18 protein-coding genes are annotated in these 13,278 nt (G+C 44.2%); 8 read left to right on the plus strand and 10 right to left on the minus strand.

Annotated elements, in window-relative coordinates; all coding sequences use genetic code 11:
- Window positions 1–120: 120 nt before the first annotated feature.
- From HGT71_RS07470 to HGT71_RS07505, 9 genes are all read right to left on the minus strand, one after another.
- Window positions 121–1,371: an integrase domain-containing protein gene (locus HGT71_RS07470; RefSeq protein ID WP_214217218.1), complete on the minus strand. Its 1,251-nt coding sequence runs from the start codon at window positions 1,369–1,371 to the stop codon at window positions 121–123.
- Between the two features lie 354 nt (window positions 1,372–1,725).
- On the minus strand, window positions 1,726–2,907 hold the full coding sequence (locus tag HGT71_RS07475) for a phage integrase Arm DNA-binding domain-containing protein (RefSeq protein WP_214217219.1): 1,182 nt from the start codon (window positions 2,905–2,907) through the stop codon (window positions 1,726–1,728).
- Window positions 2,908–3,117, minus strand: a complete 210-nt coding sequence (locus HGT71_RS07480; protein ID WP_214195031.1) for a hypothetical protein — start codon at window positions 3,115–3,117, stop codon at window positions 2,908–2,910. It lies immediately after the preceding gene.
- A 34-nt stretch (window positions 3,118–3,151) separates the two neighbouring features.
- Window positions 3,152–3,712: a 3'-5' exonuclease gene (locus HGT71_RS07485; protein ID WP_214217220.1), complete on the minus strand. Its 561-nt coding sequence runs from the start codon at window positions 3,710–3,712 to the stop codon at window positions 3,152–3,154.
- 158 nt (window positions 3,713–3,870) lie between these two features.
- A complete protein-coding gene (locus tag HGT71_RS07490) occupies window positions 3,871–4,089 on the minus strand; it encodes a hypothetical protein (protein WP_214217221.1) in 219 nt (72 codons plus the stop codon).
- Between the two features lie 3 nt (window positions 4,090–4,092).
- Entirely contained in the window at window positions 4,093–4,293 is a 201-nt protein-coding gene (locus HGT71_RS15800) for a hypothetical protein (protein ID WP_241608920.1), read from the minus strand.
- A gap of 58 nt (window positions 4,294–4,351) precedes the next feature.
- Entirely contained in the window at window positions 4,352–4,933 is a 582-nt protein-coding gene (locus HGT71_RS07495) for a hypothetical protein (protein WP_214217336.1), read from the minus strand.
- Window positions 4,934–5,038: 105 nt separating this feature from the next.
- Window positions 5,039–5,953 carry a recombination-associated protein RdgC gene (rdgC, locus tag HGT71_RS07500; RefSeq protein WP_214217222.1) on the minus strand — a complete coding sequence of 305 codons (915 nt, stop codon included), beginning with the start codon at window positions 5,951–5,953 and terminating at the stop codon, window positions 5,039–5,041.
- A 581-nt stretch (window positions 5,954–6,534) separates the two neighbouring features.
- Window positions 6,535–7,185 (minus strand): XRE family transcriptional regulator, encoded by a 651-nt coding sequence (locus HGT71_RS07505; RefSeq protein WP_244986456.1) that lies wholly within the window; start codon window positions 7,183–7,185, stop codon window positions 6,535–6,537.
- Window positions 7,186–7,370: 185 nt separating this feature from the next.
- Between HGT71_RS07505 and HGT71_RS07510 the strand changes: the two genes are divergently transcribed.
- The 5 genes from HGT71_RS07510 (at window position 7,371) to HGT71_RS07530 (ending at window position 9,860) form a co-directional block, all read left to right on the plus strand.
- Window positions 7,371–7,595 (plus strand): helix-turn-helix domain-containing protein, encoded by a 225-nt coding sequence (locus tag HGT71_RS07510; RefSeq protein ID WP_214217224.1) that lies wholly within the window; start codon window positions 7,371–7,373, stop codon window positions 7,593–7,595.
- Between the two features lie 35 nt (window positions 7,596–7,630).
- A complete protein-coding gene (locus HGT71_RS07515; protein WP_214217225.1) occupies window positions 7,631–8,188 on the plus strand; it encodes a YmfL family putative regulatory protein in 558 nt (185 codons plus the stop codon).
- Between the two features lie 177 nt (window positions 8,189–8,365).
- A complete protein-coding gene (locus tag HGT71_RS07520; RefSeq protein WP_214217226.1) occupies window positions 8,366–8,548 on the plus strand; it encodes a DUF4222 domain-containing protein in 183 nt (60 codons plus the stop codon).
- Window positions 8,545–9,411 carry a conserved phage C-terminal domain-containing protein gene (locus HGT71_RS07525; RefSeq protein WP_214217227.1) on the plus strand — a complete coding sequence of 289 codons (867 nt, stop codon included), beginning with the start codon at window positions 8,545–8,547 and terminating at the stop codon, window positions 9,409–9,411. Before HGT71_RS07520 ends, HGT71_RS07525 begins: the two co-directional genes overlap by 4 nt.
- Window positions 9,411–9,860 (plus strand): hypothetical protein, encoded by a 450-nt coding sequence (locus tag HGT71_RS07530; RefSeq protein ID WP_214217228.1) that lies wholly within the window; start codon window positions 9,411–9,413, stop codon window positions 9,858–9,860. Before HGT71_RS07525 ends, HGT71_RS07530 begins: the two co-directional genes overlap by 1 nt.
- Before the next feature lie 135 nt (window positions 9,861–9,995).
- Here the strand turns inward: HGT71_RS07530 and HGT71_RS07535 are convergent, their stop codons facing one another.
- A complete protein-coding gene (locus tag HGT71_RS07535) occupies window positions 9,996–10,358 on the minus strand; it encodes a glycoside hydrolase family 19 protein (RefSeq protein ID WP_214217229.1) in 363 nt (120 codons plus the stop codon).
- Between the two features lie 217 nt (window positions 10,359–10,575).
- On the opposite strand from HGT71_RS07535, the gene HGT71_RS07540 reads away from it, so the two are divergent.
- The 3 genes from HGT71_RS07540 to HGT71_RS07550 all read left to right on the plus strand — a co-directional run bounded on the left by HGT71_RS07540 (window position 10,576) and on the right by HGT71_RS07550 (window position 13,273).
- Window positions 10,576–11,067 carry a hypothetical protein gene (locus HGT71_RS07540; protein ID WP_214217230.1) on the plus strand — a complete coding sequence of 164 codons (492 nt, stop codon included), beginning with the start codon at window positions 10,576–10,578 and terminating at the stop codon, window positions 11,065–11,067.
- A gap of 387 nt (window positions 11,068–11,454) precedes the next feature.
- Window positions 11,455–12,258 (plus strand): KilA-N domain-containing protein, encoded by an 804-nt coding sequence (locus tag HGT71_RS07545; protein WP_214217231.1) that lies wholly within the window; start codon window positions 11,455–11,457, stop codon window positions 12,256–12,258.
- Window positions 12,259–12,265: 7 nt separating this feature from the next.
- Window positions 12,266–13,273 (plus strand): DUF968 domain-containing protein, encoded by a 1,008-nt coding sequence (locus tag HGT71_RS07550; RefSeq protein ID WP_214217232.1) that lies wholly within the window; start codon window positions 12,266–12,268, stop codon window positions 13,271–13,273.
- The last annotated feature ends 5 nt before the right edge of the window (window positions 13,274–13,278 follow it).

Consider the following 13,278-nt stretch of genomic DNA (forward strand, 5'->3'; position numbering starts at 1 on the left):
ATGCCAGCCCGTAGAGGTGTACGGATTTTCGGGGATCAGCCTAGACACGGTTTATTTTTTACTAATAACCTCGGATTATTATACTTCGGATTATTTCGGTTTTGTAGTTTTACTGTTGATTTATACAGCGAGCTTGCTTCTGATACCAATTACGCCATTGGCTAAAGTTGAGCCTGTTGCCGCTGCTTCCAACGTATCAGCCCACCAGCACATTAGAACCTTTCTTCTCTCTAGGTAGTTGCTTCGGTTATAGGCGCGGCGCACTTCGTTTTTATCAGTGTGTGATAGGGCAGCTTCTATTACGTCCGAGTCGAATCCTGCGCTATTTGCAGCGGTACTAAATATCGCCCTGAATCCGTGAGCCACCAATACACCACGAAAGCCCATACGCTTAATGGCAGCGTTTGCAGTCTGGCTATTCATCGGTAGTTTTGGATCTTTCATGCTTGGGAAAATGTAATCACGGTGTTTACTAATCGGTTTCATTTCCTCAAGGATTGCTAACGCTTGGGGTGGCAGTGGGATTATGTGGTCACGGCGCATCTTCATGCGTCCAGCGGGTATCGTCCAAGTTTGATCTACAAGGTCGATTTCATCCCATCGGGCAGACGATGCTTCGGCGGGGCGGGTCACTGTAATTAGCTGCCACTCGATTAATAAACGTGTTTGTCGCTCAATGCTGGCGATTGATAACGCTCGCATAAGTTCGGGCAGCCTATCCGGTGTGATAGCTGGCATTGGCTTTTTAGTTGGAACGGGGAAAGCCTTGCGCACATTGGCGGCGGTATCAACTTCAATGAGTCCACTATTGGCGGCATAGTCCATAACCTCATTCACGCGCTGCAAGACACGTTTCAAGGTTTCCAGATTTCCCCTTGCTCTAATCGGCTCCAACACATTGACGAATATTCGTGCGGTGAGTTCTGTTACTGGACGGTCGCCAATATCAGGGAAGATATATTTTTCTAATGACCGCCATATATCCTTAATCGTGTTGGGTGCTAGGTTCTGTGACTTCTTCAATTCGTACCAATCAGCGGCAACGTTTTTAAATGTGTTACCTGTCCTGAGCTTCTCGGCTTCTTCCTGCTGTGTTCGGTAGGCCTGCGGGTCAATACCTTTATCTAGCATGGCTCGCGCTTCATCTCTGGCGGCTCTTGCATCCAATAGAGAAAAGGAAGGGTAGTTACCGATTGTCATTGTGGTGCGTTTGTTATTGGCTGGCCTGTAATAGCGCAACTGCCACGTTTTCACGCCGGACGGTTTGACCAGTAGGACTAGGCCACCTCCATCAAGTAGAGATAGCTCCTTGTCCGTGGCTTTGGCGTTCTTAACCTGCGTAGCGGTGAGTGGTACGGTCTTTCTTGGCATCGTAGGACTAGCTCTTTTAGGACTATGCGAATTCTAGTCCTTAATCTAGTCCTAAAAAATCCGGTTGTAAATGGGCATAACCGAACACTACAGACAACAAAAAACCCGCAGACTCAGTGAGAATGCGGGTTCTTGTAGGGTTTCCATCAGTATCCGGTACTAACAGAATGATGATTTGGTCGGCACGAGAGGATTTGAACCTCCGACCCCTGACACCCCATGTTAGCTGGCGTTAATTAAATAAGTCCAATTAAATCATGTGGATATGTAGATTTAACTGTATAAACAAACAGTACCTAAAATACAAAAAGTGCATTATATACATCAATGACTTGGGGTGACTTATACCATCGCTTATGCGATCTTTATTTCACCGTGAGGAACACAAACCCACTCAATATGATTTTCAGTGTATATGCGCGTCGACTTGGCATCGCTATGAGCCATTCTTGCCTGTGGGTCGATACCTTGCTGGTTGAATAAGAACGCTGAAAGAGCCCTTATTTCGTGAAACGTAGGGCGCTGATCTTCAGGCAATGTTGAAGCCACGCCAACCTGATCTCTTAATTTCGAGAAAGAACGGCTAATATAATCTGGTGCTACTTGTGTCGGATGCCCAACCTCCTGGCTAATTGGGTTACTTCTTTTTAAAGGTATTCTGTGCACCACATATGGGCTAGCAACATTATCTCGACTACTCTCTATGATGGATTTTAGCGCTGGGCCGATAGGGATCGCTACATGAGAGGCTTCCTTGTGTTGTACTTTCTGCCTATGAATATATAGCGTTCCATATAGATCATTCTCTGGGCTATCTAACCATATACACCCGCAAACACCTTGGGCAGGTTTCTTAATTGAATATTTTATACGTGAGACCTCAAGCCTTGCATGACTCGTCTGAAGAGCTAGATCCATTGCTGTTTTAAGCCAAAGAGGGGCAGCATTATGAATTTTTCTGTAATCGGTAAGGCTAAGTCTTCTTCTGGTCTTTTTATCAACTCTGCGCATTTTCTTTCTTTCAGCAGGGTTATCGATCATCAGGGACTCATCGACAGCATAGCTGAATAGCTTTTTCAGGAAGCTAACTTTCCTATTCTGTACGTTGGCAGAAGAGGTTTGATGGTACTTTGTGATAAAAGCATTTACGTGCTCAAGCTGGATGTCACAGGCATAGATATCGGAGAAGAAATCTTTCACGCGGACGATATCATTTTTCCAAACGGCAACCGTGTCTGAGCTTGGTTTCTCATCAACAATAGCCCGGTCCAATAACTTCTCAGCATAAACAGCAAATGGTTTAGCCTCACCATTCTCTCCACCTGATTCCCTAATCAGACTATCTAAGGATGGTGCGGTATCAGGCCGCATTCTGTTGTTATATTCGCGCGCGATGGCAATAGCCAAGGCTCTATCAGAGCCTAAGCTTTTACGCTTTCCTGTTATGAGTGTGAAACGATAAACATTTGCTGATTTATCAAAAAAAAGATGATCGGGAAGGTGCCTATTTTCTCTTTTGCGGGGACGCCCTAACATTTAAGCCTCATTGATAAGATGATGAACAGCGCTTGATACAACACTGCTAATTCCCCAGCGCTCAGCTGAAATGACCCACACACTTCCGTCAACAATACGGCCTTGTAATACGCCATTTCTTACCCACTTTTTAATGGTGCGATTATCAGGTTCTGACCCCGATTCAAACTCCCTCTTAGCCCATGCGCTGGCTCTCATTAATTTGCTCATACGTCCTCCACATTACCCGCTGCAACGGTTTTGATTAGTCGCTGGTGGTCGGTACCAGCTTTTGCCAAATATCTGATACATACTTAGCTTGATGAATAGCATCATCAAGGGCGTTATGCTGATCACCAACAAACGGCATCTCTCGCTTTGGGTCATAGCCAAGTTGTCTACCGAGCTCAACGATGGTTCTCACATCCCGATCGTTCCAGAAATTCCAGAATGGTCGTAGCTGTGCTCGTCGATAAGCATCACGCAGTAGTACATTATCGAAGTTGGCGCCGTTACCCCAAAGCTGAATGTTTCTAGTTGTGCTCGTTGAAAGCGCAAACGACGATAGAGCCAACAGAACCTCATTGATATGGCTGGGATTGCTTGATAAAGCTTTTCTAGCTTCCTCGCTTTGCTGCATCCACCACATGATGGTATCTGCATCCGGTACCGCGCCGTTAGCCATCTCACTACGCAGAGTTGCCACTTGATAAAACTGTGGACCAAGCTCATCGGTCGACGGCTCGAAAAATACGGCGCCGATCGCGAGGATAGGGGAACCAGGTGCGGTACCCATTGTTTCGATGTCTACCATTAAGTGTTTCATTATCTTAATCCCCCCAACAGCTTAATTCTTCACGTACTGCATCATTTGCGGCCTCTTGTGAATCAAATTGACCATCACTCTCTACCACCGTAACTTCCGCATTTTCCCGACAGAAAGCTTTCCACTCCTTGCGCGGTTGGCTAATTGCATTTGAGTTTTCATAATAACCCTTCTTCTTCCAGTTCGTTTACGATGTCCATCACCTCGGTACCCTTCAAAAAATCAAATGCTGCGCAGGCCATTTCGAACATGAGCCTCTCTTGAGGGTGAGGTGATTGCCAGAATTTAAACCCTTCTCGGCTAACATAACCGTGCTGCTGATAAAATCTATTGGCCAGCTCGATAGCCTGATTAACTATTTCAATTCTACGGTCCATAATTCAATCCTTTCCTTTATGGCTAGGAGATAAGCAGGCTGTTCTATCTTTTGATATAAACCAGCCGTCCTTTTTGGCAGCTCTTGAGCACTCACTCCACGTTTCGCCAACGTACTCTCCAAAATCAGGAGATCCCCATTTTTTAGCTGTGCATTCATCGCAGTCACAGTGAAGATGCAAGGTGTAGCTTGCAGCTATCATCACTCCCCCCATCCGTTTAGGCGTTTGATTTTTTCTTCACGCTTCTCTTGTGTTAATGCAATCATGCTGCCTCCACTCGATTAAACTCGACGACCCACACCCAAGGGTTAGACTGCCAGCTATCTTGGCCGTGGATTGATTTCCAAGTTTCTTCCCATACTAAAAACCCGTGGGTAGCCGGTATGAAGTCATAAAGACCACATCCTATTTCTTTGCAAATATCACCCAACGTAATGGCATGTAACCGCTCTACCCGAATATCAGTAATCTCAAGCGTTATGCGTGAAACCCATCGGGGCATGAGGGTTGATGGCACTTGCTCAGCAACAGCATTACAGTAGTTAAAGAGGGTTTCCCACTTCTCTATGTGTTGATCAGCGTATTCAATAATTTTGATTTCATTGTCTGCCGGATAGGCAACTGCTCTGATTCCATGAGGGGTAGATTTAGTTGCATAGCACGTCTCCCTCACCCATAGGCGGTCACCTGGTTTTCCTAGCTTACTGTTCCAGTAGCACCCTGAATTTATTTCTCCAGCAAGCTCGTTACCTGCAATTTCACAGCCCATGTTGATACCTATCACAGGAAGATTGACCGGAATACGGTGCTGCGTTTTACGCCCATCAAGAATGGCTCTAACCATTTCACCGTTGAAGATAATGCCGCGTTCTTTAGTTTGTTTTTCCACTTTACTCTCCACACTCGACTGCAATCGGTTTAAGCGCTCTCAGTGAGCGCCATGGGTGAATTATTCGCTAGACTCTTCAGGCTCTTTGTATTCAAGCAAACTACAGAGACCTTCAACGGCTTTAGTCATGATGAACAGATCGGCACTAGCGGCATTACGGTATGCACCCGCTTCATCGTCTTCATCTCTTGGAGAATATTCGCTATAAGTAGTAATTTTCTTAAATTGAAATTTATCCGTTAAAACGAAACTAGCTTTACTGAGGCAAAGCTCCATGCTCTCGACTATGAAACCTGTGTTAAGGCTGTCCGACACCTCTTCTGAAACTGAGTCGAGGCCTGCAGAGTAGGTGATAATTTCTTTATCGTCGGCTAGGCGAGATAAACGGATGTAGTTACCAATATTGAACCCATCAAAAGCGTCCGCATCACCGGATAAATGATTTTTTAAACGGGTAGTAAGGCCATTTTTGATGTCACTGATATGGATGGTTTCTGTCTTAATAGATCCCACTACTCTGACTAGCATCGAGCAGGTTAAGGATGCTAATTTTTTGCTGGTTGTATTAACGAATAGCAGCTTTGATTCTTCGTGGTACAGCGCCAAGACCAGAGTGGATTTAACGAAAGCCAGACGGCAAAGATCCACAGTCACGTTATCTTTAATTGCCGCTTTCTCGTCTTTGGTAATTTTAGCTTCTTGTAGCCCTTCAATTGCGGATACACGCTTGTTCACTTCTTCGTTAATCACGTCGGTAGGGATAATTTTCTGATCTACACGCACTACAAACATAAAACCGCCAGTGATCGGCGTTACTAGTTCGCCGGTGACAGGATGCGGTACGAACGACGAGCGAGAGAACTCAGTTTCAGCAACAGGGGAATAGGGCATTTCTTCTAGGTGCTTGGCCAACGGTTCTTGGCTAGGAAGCGTTGCTTTATAAACGATAGCGTTCTTAAAACTTGGTATTTTCACGATTAACTCTCCAATTTCAGGCTGCAGAAAGCCCTTGCCGTAATGGCAATAATTAAATTTGGAAAAATTGGCTGGTGGACCTACTGCAAAAGTCCACAGCCTGGGGTCTCCACACATGGAGGATGTTGTGGTGCTAGGTGCTGATCTCCTACATTTGCCCGGGAGGTTATTGGCCTTAATCCCTACCGTTCCTTACCCTGGCACTGGGTGGCACTCGGTTTTTCTAATCAGCCTTAGCATTCACCACAACGAAGAGAGCTCTATCTCCGGTTCATTTGCCAGCCTGCAAAGCAGGATCCGTCCCCTAAGAACTCTCATCGTTATGTTGCCAGTAACGCTGGCAAGTCGGTGACATCTCAGATAAACAACCTTCTGTGGAGTCGCCCAGCTCCGGGTTAATCGTCAAACCGGTTAGGTCACACGTTCTGCTGTCACTGCCGGTGTTTCTCACCACCGCCGGCTGGGTGCATGGATTACCTTGTTGAACACACTCTAATATTAAATTGCATATAACGCAAACATAAATTGCATTTTATGCAAGTTTGAGGTTAAAAAAATACCGCACGAGGCGGTATTAATTCTTATCCGTGTCTTTTAAATTCTTGCGACTGACTAATCATGACTTTACCAAAGATATGGAATCGATGTTCGTTTTCTGGGGATATACTCCAATCTCGATAATGTGGATTGTCTGAAATAACAATCAGTTTGTCTGGAACCATCTGTAGCCTTTTGACGTGTATTTTTTCATCGAAGCCAAAAACATATACCCCATCACCATCATAGTTAGTCACAGAAATATCGACGAAAATTAGGTCACCGGGCTCTATAGTACCAGACATACTATCGCCCTTTACGGTTATTACTTTCACTGCAGATTCTGGCTTGCTACCGAATACAGCACGGGCATGTTCATTACTGTATTCGATAGATCTAACTATATCTACAACTTCATTCTGGTTATAGGTACCGTTACCAGCGCTTGCTGCTAAATCCATTATTGCTATGTGGTACACGTCGTTTACCTCGGCATCATCGCGAGTGGAGTTACTGTTATTATATACAGTGGTTTCGCGATAAGTCGAAGAAAATAATTCAGATACGCTTATATTTAAAGCAGTTGCAATATTTCCAAGTGATTGAGCAGTAAAAGATTTCTGTTTTCCTGTTTCCAGTCTAGATATGCTCGACGCATCAAGTCCTACCTTGTCGGCAAGATCTTCGATTTTCATATCCTTTTGAATTCGTATTTCACGAACTCTTTTCCCAATATCAACCGTCACGGTTCAGTTCTCTCTGTATGCATATTTTCAGCGAATTACCCTAATTAAAAGTTTTTTTTGCAAGATATGCAAAGTGACTTGCGCATTACGTAAGTCACCCATAAAATGCATAAAACGCAAAAATAAGGTGAAATATGCAAACCCCTCTTAGGAAATTGAGAAAAGCGCAAGGCAAGACGCTTTCTCAGGTAGCTGAAGTTCTCGGCATAGATCCTGCGACACTTAGCCGGATAGAACGAAATGAGCATTCAGTGTCTGCCGTAGTAGCCGAAAGAATCTGCCAATTGTTTGATGGCGAGATTACAGAATTGGAAGTTCTTTACCCAGAGAGATTCTCCGGAGCAATTTTAGAAGAATAGAAACTAAAAATAACCACAGAAGCGAGGTAGTAACCGTGGATCAGAAAAGCTGGAAAGTAGAGAAACAACCCGATTGGTATATCAAAGCAGTGAAGAAAACTATCACTGAATTACCAGGTGGATATGCGGAAGCAGCTGAATGGTTAGGCGTTACCGAAAACTCACTATTCAACCGTCTACGTGCTGATGGTGATCAGGTTTTTCCAATGGGTTGGGTTGCTGTTTTAGAAAAGGCAGGCAACACGAATTTTGTATCTCACGCAGTAGCTAAGGCAGCTGGTGGAGTATTCGTTCCGGTACCGGATGATTTAGACGAGATAGAAAATGCGGACATCAATCAGCGCTTACTTGAAGCACTAGAGCAGGTTTCTGCCTATTCAAAGCAGGTTCGTGACGCAATCAGCGATGGTGTTGTTGAGAGACATGAGAAAGAGGCTATTGAACAAGATCTTTACCAAGTAATCAGCAAGCTTCAGGAACACTCGACACTGGTTTATCAGATTTTTTGTAAGCCAGAAAAGGTGAACGCCCCAAGTTGCAGCTCAGGGCGTCCGGTTGCGACTAAATCATTGTGTGGAGAATCAATCGCATGAGCATTGTAACAGAAGAAAGGAAATTACCACAACTTCGCGTATTACCGCTGAGCGGCGGTCAATCACCTGCTCTCTACTGCTATGTAGTAATGGTACACGGTGAATGGGTACCGGTTAACCACAGTTTTGCTGAATGGCTTGTGGGTGACATAGCGATGACATCTAAGGAGGCTGCTCGTGGAAGCAGAACACATTAGACCTTGGGTCGCGCGCTATAAAGACGTTAACGGTGTTGAAGTAGAAACTGTTGGCGTCGATGTCACCAACAACCGAGTTATTTACCGTCGACCAGGCTACGCAAATGAGTGCGTATGCCCGAGACGTGATTGGTCTAAGAAGTTCAGGAAGGTAGAGTCATGAGTGTCAAATTAAGTTCTTACGTTTGGGATGGTTGCGCCTCAGCAGGTATGAAGCTGACGAGTGTTGCGATCATGGCTCGCCTTGCTGACTTCAGTAACGATGAAGGTGTCTGCTGGCCTAGCATTGAGACTATTGCTCGCCAGCTTGGCGCGGGTGAATCCACGGTGCGCACCACTATTGGTAAGTTAGAGCAAGAGGGATGGCTGACAAGACAACAGCGCCGCTCAGGTAATCGTAATGCGCCAAATATTTATCGTTTAAACGTCACTAAGCTGCGTAAAGCTGCTTTATCTCATGAGTCAGATTCTGATCACTCAAAATCTGACGCATCAAAATTCGACGGGTCAAAATCTGACGCGTCGGAATCGAGCAAAAAACAGGAGTTTCACCCGCCAGAATCTGGGGGGGATCCGTCAGTAACTTCAAAACAAGAACCATCAGTAAAATCAAAACCCCTTTGTCAGGTTGCTGAGCAACCCGACCCCGAGGTGGTTCTTACCGAACAGGCTCGTGACGTGTTAACCCATCTGAACCAAACCACGGGATCACGTTTCACGACGAATAAAACCTCACTGGAGCATATCCGCGCTCGGCTTCGTGAAGACTTCACCGTTGCGGAATTAAACCTCGTCATCGATTACAAGACCGAGGAATGGCGGGGAACTGAGCAAGAGCAATACATCCGACCCAAGACGCTTTTCATCCCAACAAACTTTGCAGGCTACCTGCAGAGAGCGGGCAATTGGGACAAAGCAGGTAGGCCACAACGAATCAACGGCCGCTGGTCTAAGCCGGGGGAGCGAGTTATTACCGAGATTGATACTCCAGACCAATCCACACCAGCTGGTTTCAGGGGGGCGTGATGGACAGAAAAGCCGAGATACTGAAAGTTTTAAGCACTGACAAGCCGCTAACTGCGATTGAAATAAGCGAAAAGACGGGGATCGGACGCAGAGAAGTTAGCAAGTTTATTAGCGATTTGGTCGAGAGTGGCGAAGCAAAAATTTACACCGGGCGCTGGGCATTTTTGTTAGGTGAAAATTTAGCACTGAGTAACTCAGAGTTTTACAAACACGCGCAAGCCGCCGAGAAGTACGAAAGCTCTGGTCGGTACCGTACCGCGCAAACAGCATGGCAAGCAGCGTTCGATAGTACCAGTGAAGTTCATCTTCGCACCAAAGCGGTTAAGCACATTGAGAACTGCGAGAGCAAGGTAAAGCGGGTGTGTTACGAGAGCATGGGCGAGATGGCGGGGCGAATGGCGCTGAACGATATCTCTAGTTGCTTGGGCTCTGGATCAGGAAAATACTAAGGATCAATACGTGACAATAAGTACAGATACATTTAGAGAAACTTTATTTCTAATAAGTATTTAATAAAAAGCAGACTTGACAGGGCAGGTCTGCAAAGTCGAAATTTATATTAAATATATTTAACATATGAGTAATTATAGTAAAGCATTTTTGGCTCTTCTTAAAAACTCTAATCTATCTGGGAAATTGGTATAGCCGCCATTAATCCTATATGTTACCTCTCTTGCATCATCCTTATCGGCAGGCGTATTAATATGATTTCGAGTCCAGTAAATGGCCGATACATTTAATGCTAATCTTATGTCATTTGATAAAAGTTCAGGTCTAGAAATTAAGTCAAGATTAACTATTTTACTTAAGTTTTTATAATTATATCTTCCTGTGATTTGTATGAAACCTCTTCCTCTGTACTTAAAACCATCTCCATCTTGTGTATTACCTAAAATTTTTTTGTGCTCATAACGATTATGTTGAGGATTGATTCCCTCTTCAACCAAAGAACTGTAACCTCTACTTTCCTCGCATAGTTGAGACAGAAAATGACACATTCTTAGGGGGTGTTAATTTTGTAATTATCAATTACATATGGCAGGCATCTAACCATTTCATTTATGATCAGATCTTGATGCCTTCCCTTATTACCTTTAAAGTGGTAAGAAATTGCGTAAAGTATTTTAGCATCTATAGCTTTCACAAAACCTCCAGGAATTAATAATGAAAAAGATTGTTTTGCCTATATTACTAGCTATTATTTCCAAATGTGCAATAGCTGGGGATGATAAGCCTATCCCAGAAAAAAGCTGTATTAATATAAAGAGTTTAGATGTTGGGTCAAGGGAAAGAGTTTATTTTAAAGGTAGTATATTACGATTTCAGCAGCAGTGTTGGTTTTTACCATTAAAGGCAGGTAATAAATTACATATTGAATTGTCCGATAGTGATGGGAATTCTGCAATTTCTTTATATAAACCTGGTGCTAAGATCTCTTACGGTAGTGGTGATTTATCTCTCTTTTCTGAAAATGACGATGGTAGTTACAGAAATCCATCTAACACTTACACTGGAGAGACTATTGATGGAGCATCAGATTATGATAACGCAAGAAATGTTGATACTAAGATAAATACTAGTGGTAATTACCTTATGGTTATAGGGCTCAATAGAGGTCCAGGTTCTGATTTTCAAGGGTTTGTTCAGATAGAGTAAGAATTGGAATTTAAGTATGAATAGCTTTTGTAAAGCATTAGATGTTTATTAATAATCATACATTAGCTTTTTTTGTTATAGATTATTTTTTAATAAATCTTAGGTAAATCAATTGCCTGCGAACGCCATGGGATGCATTATTCAATTAATTTCGCAGGCTAACTATCATTTTCGTGTAGTAGCGATCTAATGGAACTCAATTTATTGAGGGGTAATCTTCTACTAGATAAACACAATATTTTAAGATTATTTTTATAAAACTGGTTGCATGATCAGTTATTTAGTATGATAAACGAGCTGGTGGATTACAGTTCACTGGCTAAGGTTGGTCCCGTTCATTTGCAGATGATGGGGCGGGGCCGATACAAAAACGTGTGGAGAATAGATATGAATCAATTGTTAGTGATTGAAGGTATTACTGTTCGTCGTGACACAGACGGGCGCTACTGCTTAAACGACTTACATTACGCTGCCATTCAAAGTGGCTTGAATGCTAGGACTAAAGAGCCTAGTAAATTTCTTGCAAACTCCCAGACCAATGAATTAGTACAGGAATTGACCGTTACCCAAAATATGGGTATCGCTCCTGTTTCCACTGTAAGGGGAGGCCAGCAACAGGGAACGTATGTATTCAAAGAGTTGGTATATGCCTATGCAATGTGGATTAGTCCGGCATTTAATTTAAAAGTCATACGAACGTTTGATGCTCTCGCTAGTCAGGACAACCACCACCACTTTTCAGAACAAGTGCAGGCTGGCGTAATCATACTTGAATCAGCAGCAAAGCTTCTTAACTTGTCTAACTCCTCGAAACTTGCGGGTCTGCAAAAATTACAACAATTTGCTGGGATCCCAAACATTATGCCGGTCTATTCTATCGACGCGCCGAGCGATGCCGTTGATGGATCCAGTCGGTCCACCAAAGCACTAAGTTATTTGCTCAAAGACCATGGTATCGGGTTATCTGCTAATCAGGTATACCGACAACTGGAGAAGCTAGGGATCATTGAACACAAGCAAAGACCAAGCAGAAGCGGTGTGGGTGGTATAAAACAATTCTGGTCGCTTAGTGCAAAAGGCTGCATGTATGGCAAGAACATCACAAGCCCCGCTAATCCGAGAGAGACCCAGCCTCACTTCTTTGAGTCGAAGTTTCATTCATTGTTGAAGTTACTTGAGACAGTGAGCTGAGGTTTACGTGAGAGCTATATTAACTCCAGACGTAGCGCCGCTGACGGGAACCGTAATTTTCAAGCCGGGTAAAGAACTGCTTTCCATGTTCCGTTCCGGAAAGGTACTGGTCTCTAACGTGCCCGAAAATTTGCGAGATACTCCAGTTGGTCGCCTAAGTGATTCAGCGCAGCCGCTCATGGATAACCCCTCAATTATTGATTTCATGTGCCAGGAAGAGGTAATCGCAGCAGCAGGTGGTAGTGAAGTGCTTCGAGATCACGTAAGGAGATTTCATTGCTGCCAGTTTGAGTCAGAGGAATACCATCATAAGCATTACACGACGTTAAAGTCCGGTACCGGTTATGTTTCTCTGTGCTACACGCACGATAATAATTTTCGCGATGTTCATATTCCGCAACCTCTCCAAGATATTGCAAAACTGAATACAGCTAATTGGGTGATCGGGAGAGTAATTTATAACCTCACTCTTCCTGAAGGCCATCAGCTGACTTTACCAGAGCTATGCTGCTGGGCGTTCGTAAAGGGCTTGGTCCACTTACTACCAGAAGGTGCGGTGCGGGCTATCCTCAAACGACCACCAGCAGAGGTACCGTTTGGCCCACAAAAGGAATCAACGATATTGCCGTTCGATAACTCAGGGCGGCATATCATTGAGGAGGGCGCAGAAGCTGTTAAGCAAGTCTTAGCAATAGGAGTGGATTCCGAGTCACCAGAGTCATTCATGCGCAGGCCTAAGCGCAAGCGTTGGGTTAACGAGAAGTACACCCGATGGGTTAAGTCTCAATCCTGTGCTTGCTGTGCCCAACCCGCTGACGATCCTCACCATATCATCGGGTACGGGCAGGGCGGAATGGGTACCAAAGCACATGACCTGTTTGTGATCCCTCTATGCAGAAAGCATCATGATGAATTACACGCAGACCAGAGTAAGTTTGAAAACAAATACGGAACGCAGCTTGAGCTGTTTTTCCGATTCTTCGATCACGCGATTGCAGTCGGTGTGATTGGTTAATTATT

The sequence above is a fragment of the Rosenbergiella epipactidis genome (assembly GCF_018494055.1).
In the GTDB taxonomy this organism is placed as follows: Bacteria; Pseudomonadota; Gammaproteobacteria; order Enterobacterales; family Enterobacteriaceae; genus Rosenbergiella; species Rosenbergiella epipactidis.